Below are 16136 nucleotides of genomic sequence, written 5' to 3'. Positions count from 1 at the left end.
CCCGGCCCGGTTGACAGGTGGAGCTATCTCCCTATTGTGCTAGTTAACTAGATGAATGGAGCTCGCATGATCGAGTTTCACCTGGACGACCGGTCCGGCCTCTCGCCGTACCAGCAGCTCGTCCGGCAGGTACGGCAGGCGCTGCGCCTCGGCCTGCTGCACGAGGGGGACCAGCTCCCGACGGTCAAGGAGGTGGTCGCCGGGCTGGCCATCAACCCGAACACCGTGCTCAAGGCGTACCGGGAGCTGGAGCACGAGGGGCTGGTCGCGGCGCGTCCCGGCAAGGGGACGTTCGTGACCGCGTCGCTGGCGGACGCCTCGCTGGCCGCGCACGGGCCGCTGCGGCAGGAGCTGCGGCGCTGGCTCGCCAAGGCGCGGCGGGCCGGGCTCGACGACGAGAGCATCGAGGCGCTGTTCATGACGACCTTTCGGTCCGCCTCTCAGGAGGAGATAGCGTGAACGCCGTCCTGCGGACCCACGGCCTGGGCAAGAAGTACGGGAAGCGCTGGGCGCTCCGCGACTGCACCCTGGACATCCCCGCCGGGCACGTGGTCGGCCTCGTCGGCCCGAACGGGGCGGGCAAGACCACGCTGCTCACCCTCGCCGCCGGGCAGATGGCGCCCTCGGCGGGCGGCGTCACCGTTCTCGGCGAGGCGCTCACCGGCCGGCCGGCGCAGCTGGCCAGGATCGGGTTCGTCGCCCAGGACACGCCCACGTACGCCGGGCTGAGCATCGCCGACCACCTGAAGCTCGGCGCCAGGCTCAACCCCGCGTGGGACGCCGCGCTCGCGCGGGAACGCATCGAGCGCCTCGGGCTCGACCCGTCCCGCAAGGCCGGGAGGCTGTCGGGCGGGCAGCGCGCCCAGCTCGCGCTCACGCTCGGCATCGCGAAGCGGCCCGAGCTGCTCATCCTGGACGAGCCCGTCGCCTCCCTGGACCCGCTCGCCCGCCGCGAGTTCATGCAGAGCCTCATGGAGGCCGCCGCCGAGCAGGAGTTCAGCGTGCTGCTGTCGTCCCACCTGGTGTCGGACCTGGAACGCACCTGCGACCACCTCATCGTCCTCGTGGACGCGCAGGTCAGGGTGGCCGGGGACGTCGAGGACCTGCTGGCCGCCCACCACCGGCTCACCGGCCCGCGCCGCGACCCGGGCCGGCTCCCGGCGGACCAGCACGTCGTCTCGGCCAGCCACACCGACCGGCAGAGCACGTTCATCGTCCGTACCAGCGCCCCGATCCACGACCCCTCGTGGAGCGTCAGCCAGGTCAGCCTGGAGGACCTGGTGCTCGCCTACATGGACACGTCCGCCGGCGACCGGCGGAACGGCGGCCGGCCCGTCCTGGAGGTCCAGCGATGATCTGGCTCGCATGGCGGCAGTTCCGCACCCCGGCCGCAGTGCTGCTCGCCGCCCTCGCCGCGCTCGCGGCCGTCCTCGCGATCACCGGACCGGGCCTGGCCGACGACCACGCCGCCGGCCTCGCCGGCTGCACCGCGCAGGGCGACTGCTCGGCCTTCACCCGGGGGTTCTTCAACGACCACCGGAGCGCGTTCGCCGGGCTCATCGCCGTCGTGGTGTTCCTGCCGGGCGTCATCGGGCTGTTCTGGGGCGCGCCCTTGGTCGCCCGCGAGGTCGAGACGGGGACGCACCGGCTGGTGTGGAACCAGAGCGTGACCCGCACCCGCTGGCTCGCGGTCAAGCTGACCCTCACGGGCGTGACCGCCGTCCTCGTCACCGGCCTGACCGTCCTCGCGGTGAGCTGGTGGTCGGAGCCCATCGAGCGGTCGGCGGGCCGGGAGTTCCCGAGGCTGACCCCGCTCCTGTTCGACGCGCGCGGCATCGTCCCCTTGGCGTACGCGGCGTTCGCCTTCGCGCTCGGCGTCGCCGTCGGGATGCTGGTCCGCCGCACCCTGCCCGCAATGGCGATCACGCTGGCCGTGTTCGCCGCCGTGCAGCTCGCGATGCCGCTGCTGGTACGGCCGCACCTGCTGCCGCCGACCGAGGTCACCGCCACGGTCACGCCCGAGAACGTGGGCGAGTTCATGTCCGAGGGCCCCGGCAACCCCATCCAGGTCAAGGTGCGGCCGTCCGACGAGGGCGCCTGGATCCTGTCCCAGCGGACCGTGGACGCGTCCGGCCGGACCGTGAAGCACGTGGGCCTGACCATGGACTCGGGCCCCTGCGATCCCCACTCCCAGCCCGAGAGCGCCGAGCGGCCGGGCCCGCCGAAGCGCTGCCTCGACGAGATCAACGAGCGCGGCTACCGGCAGGTGCTCACGTACCACCCGTCCAGCCGCTTCTGGCCCCTCCAGTGGGCGGAGGCCGGCGTCTACGCGGTGCTCACCCTCGGCCTCACCGGCTTCTGCTTCTGGTGGATCCGCCGCCGCATGTCCTGAAGGGACGTGCCCGCACGGGAGCGGGTCCCGGCCTCGGGGGGGTTGACCGGGACCCGCGGTCCGTGCGGCGGGGTCAGCGGGTGGCGGCCTCGATGTTCTGCTGGGAGCGCTTGATGTCCTGGCCGCCCTGCTCCAGCGCGACGGCCATCTTGTCGAAGGCCGTCTTGGCCTCCATCCAGGCGGCGCGGAAGCGGTCGGCCTGCGGCCCCCACCAGATCTCCTGGCTGGAGACCGTACGGCCGTTGAGGTCCTTGATCAGTGCGTCGAGGTTCCTGGAGTGCTTGCTGAACATCCGGGACAGATCTTCCAGCGCCGCGATACTGGCGCCCCTCTTGTCGGTCATCGGTGACCCTCTTCCCTTCGCCACGGCGCGGGGTGCTTCCAGGCAATTGCCGACAGCCTACGGCCCAGCCCTCACAGGGGCCAGACGCGCGTCAGCGGCCCTGGGCGGATCGCCTCGGCGGGAGGTCGGCGGGGTCGAGGTCGTTGATCGGCTGGGCCTCGGGGTCGACGACGCTCTCGCCGGTGAGCGTGATGCGCTCGTTCCGGGTGATGAACTCGAAGCGGCGGCGGACGGACTGGGTCATCTTGCCGGTGCCGTAGCGGACCTCGGTGTGCTCGACGGCCTCGAGGGTGATGTGGTCGCCGGCGCGGGTGGCGCTGGCGGCGTCGAGGCGGGTGCGCGCGCCGGTGTACGCGGGGCCGCCCTGGACGGGGGCGCGGTTGCGGTTCTCCAGCTCCCGGAGGGTGCGAGCCTGGGCGCGGACGACGTCCGGGGCGATCAGTACGCCCATGATCTCGTCGGGGAGGCTCTCGCCGCCGTGCCGGGCCGGCTGGACGAGCGCCTGGGAACGGAGCCGGACGAGGGTTCCGGCGGCGGCGGTCAGCTGCTCTCTGGTCTCGTGGCCGACCGGCGTCGTGTCGCGCCCCAAGGCGGAGGAGGGCGGCACGACGCAGACGGCCAGGGCCAGGACCAGGCCCAGCCGCGTCCAGTGGCGGACCATCGAAGCTCCCGGGTCATCGGCTGATCAGACGCGAAGATACACCCGGCGGGCGCTTCCCGGGGAATGAAAATGGTTATCATCCCGTTCTACCGTGCGTACGCAACGAGGAGGTCGTGAAGTGAAGAACATCCACCCGGACTACAGGCCCGTGGTGTTCCGTGACCGGAGCGCCGACTACGCGTTCCTGACCCGGTCGACCGCCACGAGCGACCAGACGGTCGAGTGGGCCGACGGGCGCACGTACCCCGTGATCGACGTGGACGTGTCCTCGGCGAGCCACCCCTTCTACACGGGGCGCGGCCGGATCGTGGACTCGACCGGGGCCGTGGAGAAGTTCAAGCGGCGCTACGGCCGGTAACTCGGACATTCGGACATACGGAGAGCGGCGGGCCGGACGGGCCCGCCGCTTCTTGCGTCGTTGGCCGGCAAATACTTCTGTACCTCCCGTTTGCGCTGCGAACGGCACGGCCGGGTACCGGCGACGTTGGCATCGAAGCGAGACCGGGAGAGCGGGAATGGGCATCGTCAGGACGCGCGACGGCGAGGAGATCTTCTACAAGGACTGGGGGTCGGGACGGCCGGTGGTGTTCATCCACGGCTGGCCGCTGAACGCCGACGCCTGGGAGGACCAGATGAAGCTCGTCGCCGAGAACGGGTTCCGCGGCGTCGCCCATGACCGGCGCGGCCACGGCCGCTCCAGCCAGCCGTTCAACGGCTACGACTTCGACACCTTCGCCGACGACCTCAACGACCTGATCACCGCGCTGGACCTGCGACACGTCGCCCTGGTGGCGCACTCGATGGGCGGCGGCGAGCTGGCGCGCTACATCGGCCGCCACGGCACCGACCGCGTCGACAAGGCGGTGCTGCTGTCGGCGATCCCGCCGCTGATGCTCCAGGGCCCGAACAATCCAGAGGGCGTCCCCGAACAGGTGTTCGAGGACATCAAGAACGGCATCATGAAGGAGCGGTCGCAGTACTGGAAGGACGCCTCCGAGGGGTTCTTCGGGGCGAACCGTCCCGGCAACAAGGTCACCCAGGGCAACAGGGACGCGTTCTGGTTCATGGCGATGCACGAGAGCATCCAGGCCGGCGTCAAGTGCGTGGACGCGTTCGCGCGCACCGACTTCACCGAGGACCTGCGCAAGTTCGACGTCCCGACGCTGGTGGTGCACGGCGACGACGACCAGATCGTCCCCATCGACGCCACCGGCCGCAAGGCCGCGGAGATCATCCCGAACGCCACCCTCAAGGTGTACGAGGGCGGCTCGCACGGCATCGCGCTCGTCCCGGGCGACAAGGAGCGCTTCAACCAGGACCTCCTGGACTTCCTCAAGAGCTAGCCGGGCCGTCCGCGGGCGAGCGTCAGTACCCCCTTACCAGCTGGGCATTCCTGGCGATAAGGAGGGGCTTGCGAAACCGTGGAACGGACGTTATCTAGACTGCGCGTGCGAGGTTGAGGGAGGAGACCCACGTGCGCAAGGTCCTGATCGCCAACCGCGGTGAGATCGCGGTCCGTATTGCCCGTGCCTGTCGCGACGCGGGGCTTGCCAGTGTCGCGGTGTACGCCGAGCCGGACCTGGACGCCCTGCACGTTCGGGTCGCCGACGAGGCGCACGCGCTGGGCGGGCAGACGGCCGCCGACAGCTACCTGAACATCGAGAAGATCATCAAGATCGCGGCGGACTCGGGCGCCGACGCCGTCCACCCCGGGTACGGGTTCCTGGCGGAGAACGCCGATTTCGCCACCGCCGTCCAGGACGCGGGGCTGACCTGGATCGGTCCGCCGCCCGCCGCGATCACCGCGCTGGGCGACAAGGTGCAGGCCAGGCACATCGCGCAGAAGGTTGGCGCGCCGCTGGTCGCCGGCACCAAGGACCCGGTGTCGGGCGCCGAGGAGGTCGTGGCGTTCGCCGAGGAGCACGGCCTGCCGATCGCGATCAAGGCGGCGTTCGGCGGCGGCGGGCGCGGGCTGAAGGTGGCCCGCACGCTGGACGAGGTCGCCGACATGTACGAGTCGGCCGTGCGCGAGGCCGTGGCGGCGTTCGGGCGGGGCGAGTGCTTCGTGGAACGCTACCTGGACCGGCCCCGGCACGTGGAGACGCAGTGCCTGGCCGACAAGCACGGCAACGTGGTGGTCGTGTCCACCCGTGACTGCTCGCTCCAGCGCCGCCACCAGAAGCTGGTGGAGGAGGCCCCGGCGCCGTTCCTGAGCGAGGAGCAGCTGGAGCTGCTGTACAGCTCGTCCAAGGCCATCCTGAAGGAGGCCGGGTACGTCGGCGCCGGGACGTGCGAGTTCCTGGTCGGGCAGGACGGGACGATCTCGTTCCTGGAGGTCAACACCCGGCTCCAGGTGGAGCACCCGGTGACCGAGGAGGTCGCGGGGATCGACCTGGTCCGCGAGATGTTCCGGATCGCCGACGGCGAGGAGCTGGGGTACGGCGACCCGGTGCTGCGCGGGCACTCGATCGAGTTCCGGATCAACGCCGAGGACGCGGGCCGCAACTTCCTGCCGGCGGTGGGCACGCTCACCGCGTGGCAGCCGCCGTCGGGTCCGGGCGTCCGGCTGGACGCGGGCTGCGTCGAGGGCCAGACGATCCCGCAGCAGTTCGACTCCATGATCGCCAAGCTGGTCGTGACGGGCTCCAGCCGGCGGCAGGCCGTGGAGCGGTCGCGGCGGGCGCTGGCCGAGTTCGAGATCGGCGGGATGCCGACCGTGCTGCCGTTCCACCGGGCCGTGCTGGACGACCCGGCGTTCGTGCCCGCGGACGAGAGCGAGCCGTTCCAGGTCCACACGCGGTGGATCGAGACCGAGTTCGACAACACGATCGCCCCGTACGAGGGCGATGTGGCCACCGAAGAGGACGCGGGCGAGCGCGAGCGGGTGACCGTCGAGGTCGGCGGCAGGCGCGTCGAGGTCGTGCTGCCGGCCGGGCTGGGCGCCGCGCCGGCCGGCGCGGGCGCCGGCGGCGGCCGGGCGGCGGCCCCGGCCAAGCGGCGCGGCGGCAAGAAGGGCGGCGGCTCGCAGGCGTCCGGCGACTCGCTGGTCAGCCCGATGCAGGGCACCATCGTCAAGATCGTCGTCGAGGAGGGCGCCGAGGTCGCGGCCGGGGACCCGATCGTGGTCCTGGAGGCCATGAAGATGGAGCAGCCGCTGAACGCGCACAAGGCCGGGACGGTCACCGGCCTGGTCGCCGAGGTCGGCGCCACCGTCTCCAACGGCGCCGTGATCTGCGAGATCAAGGACTCCTGACCGGGACGTCGCGGCGCCCCCGGTTCCGGCCATCCGGAATCGGGGGCGTTCGCCTTTGCCGTCCCCCTAGTCCGGGTATGTCCGGATCAGACGGAACGGACGGCGACGCCTGCTCGTCTACCAGGTGAGGAGGCAGGTCTGCACATGAACACCGGACAGAAGAACACCGAATCCCAGCCCGGGCGGGCGGCCCGCCGCGGCGCGGTGCTGGCGGTGGCGGCCGCCGCGCTCGCGCTGCTGTTCGGCTTCGCCGCACCGGCCCAGGCGGACGACAACGTCTCCACGATCGCCAACGGCCTGTCCCAGTCCCGGCTGTACGTGACGGCCGAGGCGAGGCAGCAGGCGTCGATCGACCAGAACGCCGTGCGGTCGGCGCTCGACCGGCAGGGCGAGGCCGACATCCGGGCCGTCGTGGTGCGCAACCAGGCCGGCCAGGAGGCCATGGGCCGGATGCTCGTCGCGGTGAAGAACCGCGTCGGCGAGGGCGAGACCTACGTCGCGATCACCGCGGACGGCTCGCGGATGACCGGCATCTCCAAGACGTTCGACACCCGGGAGATCAACCAGCTGATCGCGCGCTCCGACCCGGGGAGCGGCGCGCAGGCGCGGCTGACGGCGTTCGCCGACGTGGCCGAGACCAAGGCCGACGACAAGGCCCGCAGCGGCATGATCGGCGGCTTCGTCACGCTCGGCGTGGTGATCCTGGTGATGGCGGGCGCGCTCGGCGCGTTCCTCGTCGCCGGCAAGCGCCGCCGCGCCCGCGAGGCCCGCGAGATGGCGGAGCTGAAGAAGGGCGTCGAGGAGGACGTGACGCTGCTCGGCGAGGACATCGCCGCGCTCGACCTCAACGTCATGGACCAGGACCTCGACCCCGACACGCGCCGCGACTACGAGCGGGCGATGAACTCCTACGACGAGGCCAAGGCGGCGACCGAGCGCGCCGCGCGCCCCGCCGACATGGAGAACGTCACCACGGCCCTGGAGAACGGCCGCTACCACATGACCGCCACGCGGGCCCGGCTCGCGGGCGAGCCCGTACCGGAACGGCGCGCTCCTTGCTTCTTCAACCCGCAGCACGGGCCGTCCGCCAAGGACGTCGTCTGGGCGCCGCACGGCGGCGTGGCCCGGTCCGTCCCGGCCTGCGAGATGGACGCCCAGCGCGTCCTGGCCGGCGAGGACCCGGACGTGCGGATGGTCCCGTACGCCGGCGGCCGACGGCCGTACTACGACGCCGGCCCGGCGTACGCGCCGTACGCGGGCGGGTACTACGCCGGATACGGCGGCATGGACCTGCTCGGCGGGATGATGATCGGCACGATGCTCGGCTCCATGATGAGCGGCGGCTTCTACGGCGGCGGCTACGGCGACATGGGCGGCGGCGGCTTCGGCGGCGAGGGCGGCGACGTCGGCGGCGGCTGGGACTTCGGCGGCGGCGACTTCGGCGGCGGGGGCGACTTCGGCGGCTTCTGACCCGCCGTCCCCGCTCCACCGGTCCCGCCTCTGATCATGGTCCGGCTGCCCGGCGACCCGGGCCCACTCCGGTGGGCCCGGTACGCGCTGGGCTTCCGGCTGCCCGCCGAGAACCGCGACTGGGTCCGGCACGACCTCACCGACGCCGGCTGGCGGGCCCGGATCATGGTCCGGCACCTCGCGCTGATGCTCCCGATCTGCGCCGTGCTGGCCTGCCTGCCGGGGCCCTGGTGGCTGCGGCTGACGGTGCCGCTGCTGGCGCTGACGGCCAGCACGTTCACGGTCGCGGTCAGCGCGGACGAGCTCCGCCGCTCCCGCCTCCGCCAGCACGGCCTGCCCCCGCCGGCCTCCCGGCGATGATCAGAGCGCCGCGGGGATCGGAGCGCCGCGGGTGATCAGTACGCGTGCTCGGTCATCAGGCGGCGGGACGCCTCGGTGATGCTGCCCGACAGGGACGGGTAGACCGCGAACGTGTGCGCGACCTGGTCGACCGTCAGGTGCTGCTGGACGGCCACCGACACGCCCAGGATCAGCTCGCTGGCGCGCGGCGCGACGATGACGCCGCCGAGCACGATGCCCGTGGACGGGCGGCAGAAGATCTTGACGAAGCCGTCCTCGAAGCCCTGCATCTTGGCGCGCGCGTTGCTGAACAGCGGCAGCATCACCGTGCGGGCGTTGACCTCGCCGGAGTCGACCATCTTCTGCGTCACGCCGACCGAGGCGACCTCGGGGTCGGTGAAGATGTTGGACGACACCCAGCCGAGCTTGAGCGGCTGCACGGCCTCGCCCAGCGCGTGCCACATGGCGATCCGGCCCTGCATGCCCGCCACCGAGGCCAGCATCAGGATGCCGGTGCAGTCGCCGGACGCGTAGATGTGCGGGACGCTCGTCCGGGAGACCTTGTCGACCTCCACGAACCCGCGGGCGCTGAGCCGCACCCCGGCCTTCTCCAGGCCGATGCCGCGCGTGTTGGGCTCCATGCCGACGGTCATCAGGCAGTGCGAGCCGGTGACCTTGCGGCCGTCCTCCAGCGACACCACCACGCTGTCGCCCTGGCGCTCGACGCCGGCGGCGCGGGAGCGGGACATGACGTTCATGCCGCGGCGCAGGAAGACGTCCTGGAGCACGCCGGCGGCGTCGGCGTCCTCGGTCGGCAGGATCCGGTCGCGCGAGGACACCAGCGTGACGCGGGAGCCGAGCGACAGGTACGCGCCCGCCAGCTCGGCGCCGGTGACGCCGGAGCCGACCACGATCAGGTGCTCGGGCAGCTCGGGCAGGTCGTACAGCTGGCGCCAGTTCAGGATGCGCTCGCCGTCGGGCTCGGAGCCGGGCAGCACCCGCGGGGTGGCGCCGGTGGCGAGCAGGATGACGTCGGCCCGCAGCCGGCGGTCGCCGACCCCGACGAGGTGCGGCTCCAGCAGCCGCGCCTCGCCGCGTACGATCTTGACCTCCTCGTACGCGAGGCGTTCGGCCACGTCGAACGACTGCGCCCGGGCCAGCTCCTTCACCCGCTTGTTGACGACGGGGAGGTCGACCTCCAGGCCGCCGACGATGCCGTCCGGGCCGCCGTTGAACTTCAGCCCGAGCCCGGCGGACTCCGACATCACGGCCATCCGGGTCGAGGTGGCGATGAGCGTCTTGGAGGGCACGCAGTCGGTCAGCACGCACGCGCCGCCGGGGCCGTCGCGCTCCACGACGGTCACGTCGGCGCCGAGCTGCGCCGCCACGAGCGCGGCCTCGTAGCCGCCGGGGCCTCCTCCGATGATCACGATGCGGGTCGTCACGTTTCCCATTGTTTCTCATTCCCGGCGATGCCCTGGCCAGGGACCCGCCCCGCGCGCGGGGCGGGTCCCCTCGAATCCGGGGAACTGCCGTACGCTGGCGACCGTGGCACTGTACGCGGCGTACGCCTCCAACATGGACCCCGAGCAGATGGCGTCCCGGGCCCCGCACTCTCCGATGCGCGGCACCGGCTGGCTCGCGGGCTGGCGGCTCACCTTCGGCGGTCAGGACGTCGGCTGGGAGGGCGCGCTGGCCACGGTCGTCGAGGACCGCGACGAGCAGGTCTTCGTCGTGCTGTACGACGTCCCGAACTGGGATGAGGCCGAGCTGGACGCCTGGGAGGGCGCGGCCCTCGGCGTCTACCGCAAGATCAGGGTGCGGGTCTCGACGCTGGACGGCGACGTCCTGTGCTGGATGTACGTCCTGGACGACTACGAGGGCGGCCTGCCCTCGGCCCGCTACCTGGGCATCCTCGCCGACGCGGCGGAGGCGGCCGGCGCGCCCGACGACTACGTCAAGGAGCTGCGCAACCGCCCCTGCAAGTCGCTCGGCGACTAGAGGGGCGGCCGCGCGGCCCCGAGCGGGGTCAGCGGCGGGCGCCCTCCGCGACCGCGGGAGCGGCCGCGGCGCGCGCGGCGGGCACGGCGGCCGGACGGTGGGTCGCCAGGAGCGCGGCGACGGCGATCGCCTGGATCCCGATGATCAGCGCCTGCACCACCGGGGCGTCCACGCCCAGCAGGACCATCGTCGTGTTGGCCGCGAAGTGCACCGCGATCGCGGCGAGGACGCCGGCGCGCTCGTACGCGCAGGCGATCAGCATCGCCATCGGGACGGAACTGGCGGCGAACAGCACGCCGCTCGGGGTCGCGAGGCCCAGCTCGTTCTGGACGGTCCCGTCGATGAAGAACAGCGGCAGGTGCCACACGGCCCAGATGACGCCGAGCACCAGGCCGACCTGGAGGCGGTTCATGGACGCGCGCATCCGCGGGTAGGCGGTCCCGCGCCAGCCCGGCTCCTCCGACAGCGGGCCGGAGATCACCATGCTGACGAGGAACGCGGCGGGGCCGCCCATGCCGTCCATCGTGTCCTTCGCGTCCTCCCAGCTCAGGGCGGGTCCACCGGCGGCGTGCCCGATCAGGGCGGCCACCAGCACGGTCGCCGCGGCCAGCACCAGGAACAGCGGCGCCCAGAGCAGGCTCGCCCGCCGGAACCGGACCGCGTGCGCGGGGGCGGGCTCGCCGCGCCGGGCGCGGCGGATCCGTACCACCAGGGCGGCGATCAGCGGGCCGAAGGCGCCGAAGATGTACGGCAGGACCGTGGGGGCGGTCATCGCCGTCCCGCCGGTGGCCATCGCCGCGAGCCAGGAGCCCCAGCTCAGGACGAAGGCCAGGGCCATGAAGAGGAGGAGGTCGTGCCGGCTCCTGCCGGGGGCGGCGGCGGGGGGCTCGTGCGAAGTGGTCATGGGGGTTCCCTCTGTCAGGTGTCCACTGCGTCGTTCAGGGGGCGTGCATGCCGGGATCAGCGGCGGGTTCAGCGGCGGGATCCGTGCCGCGGTCGCCGCGGTCAGGAGGAGGCGGTCCTCTTCCCGGCGGGCGTCTCCTCGGCGGGAGCCGCGTCCAGCCGGGCGCCGAGCCAGCCGGTCACGAGGGCGAGGAGTCCGGGGTCGACCGGCTCGCGCAGGAGGCGGCGGTAGGAGCGGACCGTGGGGCGGCTCGCGGGGTCGCGGCGCAGGACGTGGGTGAGGTCGGGGACGCGGTGGGTCTCGGCGCCGCCCGGCACCAGCCGGGCGATCTCGGCCAGGTCGGCGGGGTCGACCTGGACGTCCTTGGCGCCGGTGACGGCGAGGACGGGGGCCTGGACGGCGGCGAGGTCGTCGCGGGTGTCGTGGGCGAGCTGCTCGCGCATCCAGCGGGCGTTGACGGGGAGCCCGGCGACGCGCGCCACGTCCGTGCGCGTCCTCTTGATCCGGGCGAGGAGCCGCTCGCCCAGCGCCGCCAGGGGGCGCCGCAGGAGGCGGGCGGGGGCGGGAAGGCCCTGGAAGTGCGAGCGGGCCTGCCAGCGCAGGGCGTCCTCGCCCAGGTTGGCGTATCCGGCGAGCAGCACGACGGCCCGCACGTCGGGGCGGGTGCCGAGGGCCATGGCGTGCAGGGCGCCCTCGCTGTGGCCGACGACCCCGACGGCGCCGGCGCGGACGGCGGGGTGGGCGGCCAGGGCGCGCAGGGCGGCGGCCGCGTCCCGGCGGTTGTCGGTGAAGCCGTTCTCCCGCCAGTCGCCGGGGGCGGCGCCGACGCCGCGCCGGTCGTAGCGGAACGTGGCGATCCCTCGCGCGGCGAGGGCGCCGGCCAGCGGCGGACCGAGCCTCATGGGGATCTTGGGGGTGTTGCCGTCGCGGTCCAGGGGGCCGGAGCCGTGCAGGAGCAGGACGGCGGGGACGGGGTGCGGTCCGGGGACGGCCGGCAGGGTCAGGGTGCCGGCCAGGAGCGTCCCGTCGTCCGCGGTGACCTCCATGTCGATGTCGGGCAAGACCTCGCCTCTCATTGTTATCACTGTCGAGAGTGTTATCAGCGCTGAGAACGTTATCAGGTATGAGATCATGAAGTCATGCCCAACGCGAATCTGCTCCTCCACCCCGTCCGGGCGCTGATCCTGCGGACGCTGCTCGGCGCGGACGAGCTCACCACCGCCCAGCTGCGCGAACGGATCCCCGACGTCCCGCCGGCCACCATGTACCGGCACGTCGCCGCGCTCACCCAGGCCGGGATCATCGAGGTGGTCCGCGAGACGCCCGTCCGCGGCACCGTCGAGCGCAGCTACCGGGTCCGGCAGGACGAGGCCCTGGTCGACGCCGACGCGCGCGCCGCGATGACCAAGGAGGACCACCGGCAGGCCTTCACCCTCTTCACCGGCGCGATGATGGCCGACTTCGACCGCTACCTCGCGCGCGACGACGCCGACCCCGTACGCGAGGGCGTCCTCTACCGCCAGGGCGCGATGTGGCTGACCGGCGAGGAGTTCGCCGAACTGGTCGAGGAGCTGGAGGCCGTCGTCGCCCGCCGCACCGCGACCACCCCGGGGGACGGCCGCACCCGGCACATCATCAGCCTCGTCGTCGTCCCCGACAAGGACGCGGGCACCGGCGGCGCCACCGGGCGCGCGGACGGCTAGGGTCGGCATGGTGAGCGATGAGGCTTTCCCGAAGGCCCGCGCCGCCGCCGAGCGGCTGCGGGAACTGACGTCCTTCGACAGGTTCGACGTGGCCCTGGTGATGGGGTCCGGCTGGGTCCCGGCCGCCGACGCGCTCGGCGAGCCGGTGGCGGAGCTGGCGGTCACCGAGCTGCCCGGCTTCGCGCCGCCCGCGGTGGAGGGCCACGCGGGGCGGCTCCGGGTGGTCGAGGTCGGCGGCCGGCGCGCGCTGGTATTCCTCGGCCGCACGCACCTGTACGAGGGCCTCGGCGTCGACCCGGTCGTGCACGGCGTCCGCACCGCGCTGGCGGCCGGGGCGGGCACGGTCGTCCTGACGAACGCGGCGGGCGGGCTGCGGCCCGAGCACCAGAAGGTCGGCGACCCGGTGCTGATCTCCGACCACCTCAACCTGTCCGGCGCCAACCCGCTGACCGGGCCGACCTTCCTCGACCTGACCGAGGCGTACTCCAAGCGGCTGCGGGCGCTGGCCCGCGAGGTGGACCCGACGCTGGGCGAGGGCGTGTACGCGGCGTTCCGCGGCCCCACGTACGAGACCCCCGCCGAGATCCGGATGCTCCGCACCATGGGCGCCGACATGATCGGGATGTCCACGGTGCTGGAGGCGATCGCGGCCCGGCAGGGCGGCGCCGACGTGCTGGGCGTGTCGCTGGTGACCAACATCGCGGCCGGGCTGGCCGAGGGGACGCTGGACCACGAGGAGGTGCTGGCCGCGGGCCGCGCCGCCGCCGGCCGCATGGGCGCCCTCCTCGCGACGGTCATCTCGAAGCTTTGAGCGGGACCGTGGAGCGGCCGCCGTACGTCCGCGAGGCCGAGGAGTGGCTGGCGCAGGACCCGGACCCGGAGACCGCCGCCGAGCTGCGCGGGATCCTGGCGGCCGGGGACGCGGCCGGGCTGGCGGCCCGGTTCGGGGCGCGGCTGGAGTTCGGCACGGCCGGGCTGCGCGGCGAGCTGGGCGCGGGCCCCAATCGGATGAACCGGGTCACCGTCATGCGCGCCGCCGCCGGGCTGGCCGCACGCCTCGGCCGCGGCGGGACCGGCGGCGGGACCGGCGGGGTCGTGATCGGGTACGACGCGCGGCACAACTCGGAGCGGTTCGCGCTCGACACCGCCGCCGTGGTGACCGGGGCGGGCCTGCGCGCCTGGCTGCTCCCCCGGCCGCTGCCCACGCCCGTGCTGGCGTTCGCCGTACGGCACCTGGGCGCCTCCGCCGGCGTCATGGTGACGGCCAGCCACAACCCGCCGCGCGACAACGGCTACAAGGTCTACTGGGGCGACGGGGCGCAGATCGTACCGCCGCTGGACACCGAGATCTCCGCCGCCATCGACGCGGCCGGGCCGGTGGACGCGCTGCCGCTGGGCGACGGCTGGACGGTCCTCGGCGACGAGATCGTCGAGGCGTACCTGGACGCCCTCGCCGCCCTCCCCCTGGGCGGCGCCCGCGACGTGACCACGGTCTACACGCCCCTGCACGGGGTGGGCCGCGAGGTGCTGCTGCGCGCGTTCGAGCGGGCCGGGTTCCCGGCGCCGGCGGTGGTCCCCGAGCAGGCCGAGCCCGATCCGGACTTCCCGACGGTCGCGTTCCCGAACCCGGAGGAGCCCGGGGCGATGGACCTCGCGGTCGCGCTCGCCGGCGGCACCGCCGACCTGGTGATCGCGAACGATCCGGACGCGGACCGCTGCGCCGTGGCCGTCCCCGGCGCGCGGCCGCTCACCGGGGACGAGGTCGGCGGCCTGCTCGCCGAGCACGTCCTGCGGCACGCGGGCGCCCGCGATCCGCTCGTCGTGACGACGATCGTGTCGTCGTCCCTCCTGGACCGGATCGCCGCCGCGTACGGCGCGCGCTCGGCCCGGACGCTCACCGGTTTCAAGTGGATCATGAAGGCCGGGGACGGGATCGTCTACGGGTACGAGGAGGCGCTCGGCTACAGCGTCGGCGGCATCGTCCGCGACAAGGACGGCGTCGGCGCCGCGCTCACCGTCGCGGCGATGGCCGCCGAGGCGAAGCGGGACGGCCGCACGCTGCTCGACCTCCTGGACGACCAGGCCCGCCGGTACGGCCTGCACGCCACCGACCAGCTGTCGATCCGCGTCCCGGACCTCGCGCTGCTCCCCGCGGCGGTCGGGCGGCTGCGCGCCGATCCCCCGTCCGGGCTGGCGGGATTCGCCGTCGAGTCGGTCGAGGACCTCGCCGAGGGCGTGGACGGCCTGCCGCCCACCGACGGGCTCCGGTTCCGGCTGGCCACGTCCGCCCGGGTCGTCGTCCGCCCGTCGGGCACCGAGCCCAAGCTGAAGTGCTACCTGGAGGTCGTCCGGGAGGTGCCGGACGGCGACGTGCCCGCCGCGCGCGCGGCCGCGGCCCGCGACCTGGAGGCCCTTCGGGACGCCCTGGCGGCCGTACTCGGCCTGGGCGCTAGCTGAGCAGGGCGATCAGGGACGCGGCCACGGCCAGCGCGCCCGGCACGGCGACCGCCGCCACCGCCGGTCGCGACCAGGCCACCGTGCCCTGATCCGCATCGCCCTTGCCCTTGTGCTCGCGCGCCAGCTCGTTCAGCTGCTGGGCGGCGAACATGGTGGGGGTGCCGTGCTTGAGCGCGGTCGCGGCCGCGTCCGGCATCCGGGCGGCCTGCCGCCGCTCCCGCGCCTCCGCCTTGGCCCTGGCGCGCGGCGACGTCTGGTGGACCCACGCCTTCGTCTTCCGCTCGCCGTCAGCCGCCTTGAACGTGACCAGCAGCGCGTCCGCCGCCTCGATCTTCCGCGAGGCCCGCCAGGGGACGCGCGTGTCCCGCAGCGGGTTGCGCACCGTGTACCCCTGCTCGTCCGCGACCACCGCCGGGCGCAGCCCCACCGCGTACGCGATCCCGCAGCCGAGCAGCAGCAGCGTGGTCATGACCACCGAGGCCATGTCCCGGCCGCGCACGGCGATGTCGATGAGGTTGAGCGCGGCGAACACCATCCAGGCCCAGCCGGCGACCCGGGCGACGGTGGACTTGATCGTCAGGAGCGGGGTCATGCCCACAGCATTCCAGGAACC

18 protein-coding genes are annotated in these 16136 nt (G+C 73.4%); 12 read left to right on the top strand and 6 right to left on the bottom strand.

Translation table 11 applies throughout. From position 1 onward, the window contains the following. Positions 1-66: 66 nt before the first annotated feature. Genes AB0881_RS24235 through AB0881_RS24225 form a run of 3 tightly spaced genes read left to right on the top strand, consistent with a single transcriptional unit; the run spans position 67 to position 2392 of the window. The gene (locus AB0881_RS24235) at positions 67-459 is read left to right on the top strand and encodes a GntR family transcriptional regulator (RefSeq protein WP_366620125.1); all 393 of its coding nucleotides are present in this window, start codon (positions 67-69) and stop codon (positions 457-459) included. After that, positions 456-1355, top strand: coding sequence for an ABC transporter ATP-binding protein (locus tag AB0881_RS24230; RefSeq protein ID WP_366620123.1), 900 nt, complete (start codon positions 456-458; stop codon positions 1353-1355). Before AB0881_RS24235 ends, AB0881_RS24230 begins: the two co-directional genes overlap by 4 nt. After that, positions 1352-2392 (top strand): ABC transporter permease, encoded by a 1041-nt coding sequence (locus tag AB0881_RS24225; protein WP_366620122.1) that lies wholly within the window; start codon positions 1352-1354, stop codon positions 2390-2392. Before AB0881_RS24230 ends, AB0881_RS24225 begins: the two co-directional genes overlap by 4 nt. A 73-nt stretch (positions 2393-2465) precedes the next feature. Here the strand turns inward: AB0881_RS24225 and AB0881_RS24220 are convergent, their stop codons facing one another. Then, a complete protein-coding gene (locus tag AB0881_RS24220) occupies positions 2466-2735 on the bottom strand; it encodes a WXG100 family type VII secretion target (RefSeq protein WP_366620120.1) in 270 nt (89 codons plus the stop codon). A 91-nt stretch (positions 2736-2826) separates the two neighbouring features. Then, complete coding sequence (locus tag AB0881_RS24215) at positions 2827-3396, bottom strand: hypothetical protein (RefSeq protein ID WP_366620118.1); 570 nt, start codon at positions 3394-3396, stop codon at positions 2827-2829. Positions 3397-3514: 118 nt separating this feature from the next. Here AB0881_RS24215 and AB0881_RS24210 point away from each other — a divergent pair, with 118 nt between their 5' ends. From AB0881_RS24210 to AB0881_RS24190, 5 genes are all read left to right on the top strand, one after another. Continuing rightward, positions 3515-3754: a type B 50S ribosomal protein L31 gene (locus AB0881_RS24210; protein ID WP_366620116.1), complete on the top strand. Its 240-nt coding sequence runs from the start codon at positions 3515-3517 to the stop codon at positions 3752-3754. A gap of 157 nt (positions 3755-3911) precedes the next feature. After that, complete coding sequence (locus AB0881_RS24205; RefSeq protein ID WP_366620114.1) at positions 3912-4739, top strand: alpha/beta hydrolase; 828 nt, start codon at positions 3912-3914, stop codon at positions 4737-4739. 131 nt (positions 4740-4870) lie between these two features. Continuing rightward, a complete protein-coding gene (locus tag AB0881_RS24200) occupies positions 4871-6649 on the top strand; it encodes a biotin carboxylase N-terminal domain-containing protein (RefSeq protein ID WP_366620112.1) in 1779 nt (592 codons plus the stop codon). A gap of 144 nt (positions 6650-6793) precedes the next feature. Next, positions 6794-8119, top strand: a complete 1326-nt coding sequence (locus AB0881_RS24195) for a hypothetical protein (protein WP_366620110.1) — start codon at positions 6794-6796, stop codon at positions 8117-8119. A gap of 36 nt (positions 8120-8155) precedes the next feature. Further along, positions 8156-8479, top strand: a complete 324-nt coding sequence (locus AB0881_RS24190; RefSeq protein WP_366620109.1) for a DUF5313 family protein — start codon at positions 8156-8158, stop codon at positions 8477-8479. 35 nt (positions 8480-8514) lie between these two features. Here AB0881_RS24190 and AB0881_RS24185 read toward each other — a convergent pair whose 3' ends face one another. Beyond that, a complete protein-coding gene (locus tag AB0881_RS24185; RefSeq protein ID WP_366620107.1) occupies positions 8515-9903 on the bottom strand; it encodes an NAD(P)H-quinone dehydrogenase in 1389 nt (462 codons plus the stop codon). A 103-nt stretch (positions 9904-10006) separates the two neighbouring features. Between AB0881_RS24185 and AB0881_RS24180 the strand changes: the two genes are divergently transcribed. Continuing rightward, a complete protein-coding gene (locus AB0881_RS24180; RefSeq protein ID WP_366620105.1) occupies positions 10007-10459 on the top strand; it encodes a gamma-glutamylcyclotransferase in 453 nt (150 codons plus the stop codon). A 28-nt stretch (positions 10460-10487) separates the two neighbouring features. On the opposite strand, the gene AB0881_RS24175 is transcribed toward AB0881_RS24180, so the two are convergent. Both AB0881_RS24175 and AB0881_RS24170 read right to left on the bottom strand, forming a co-directional pair. Beyond that, the gene (locus AB0881_RS24175) at positions 10488-11363 is read right to left on the bottom strand and encodes a type II CAAX endopeptidase family protein (RefSeq protein WP_366620103.1); all 876 of its coding nucleotides are present in this window, start codon (positions 11361-11363) and stop codon (positions 10488-10490) included. Between the two features lie 101 nt (positions 11364-11464). Then, positions 11465-12439: an alpha/beta fold hydrolase gene (locus tag AB0881_RS24170; protein WP_366620101.1), complete on the bottom strand. Its 975-nt coding sequence runs from the start codon at positions 12437-12439 to the stop codon at positions 11465-11467. A gap of 63 nt (positions 12440-12502) precedes the next feature. Between AB0881_RS24170 and AB0881_RS24165 the strand changes: the two genes are divergently transcribed. Genes AB0881_RS24165 through AB0881_RS24155 form a run of 3 tightly spaced genes read left to right on the top strand, consistent with a single transcriptional unit; the run spans position 12503 to position 15523 of the window. Continuing rightward, on the top strand, positions 12503-13066 hold the full coding sequence (locus AB0881_RS24165; RefSeq protein ID WP_366620099.1) for a helix-turn-helix domain-containing protein: 564 nt from the start codon (positions 12503-12505) through the stop codon (positions 13064-13066). Between the two features lie 10 nt (positions 13067-13076). Beyond that, positions 13077-13877 (top strand): purine-nucleoside phosphorylase, encoded by an 801-nt coding sequence (locus tag AB0881_RS24160; protein WP_366620098.1) that lies wholly within the window; start codon positions 13077-13079, stop codon positions 13875-13877. Continuing rightward, complete coding sequence (locus AB0881_RS24155; RefSeq protein WP_366620097.1) at positions 13874-15523, top strand: phospho-sugar mutase; 1650 nt, start codon at positions 13874-13876, stop codon at positions 15521-15523. Before AB0881_RS24160 ends, AB0881_RS24155 begins: the two co-directional genes overlap by 4 nt. Here AB0881_RS24155 and AB0881_RS24150 read toward each other — a convergent pair. Next, positions 15516-16115 (bottom strand): PH domain-containing protein, encoded by a 600-nt coding sequence (locus AB0881_RS24150; protein WP_366620096.1) that lies wholly within the window; start codon positions 16113-16115, stop codon positions 15516-15518. The genes AB0881_RS24155 and AB0881_RS24150 overlap by 8 nt on opposite strands. Positions 16116-16136 lie beyond the last annotated feature (21 nt).

This window comes from Spirillospora sp. NPDC029432, from assembly GCF_040703975.1.
GTDB lineage: Bacteria > Actinomycetota > Actinomycetes > Streptosporangiales > Streptosporangiaceae > Spirillospora.
This window is presented reverse-complemented; position numbering and strand designations above follow the sequence as displayed.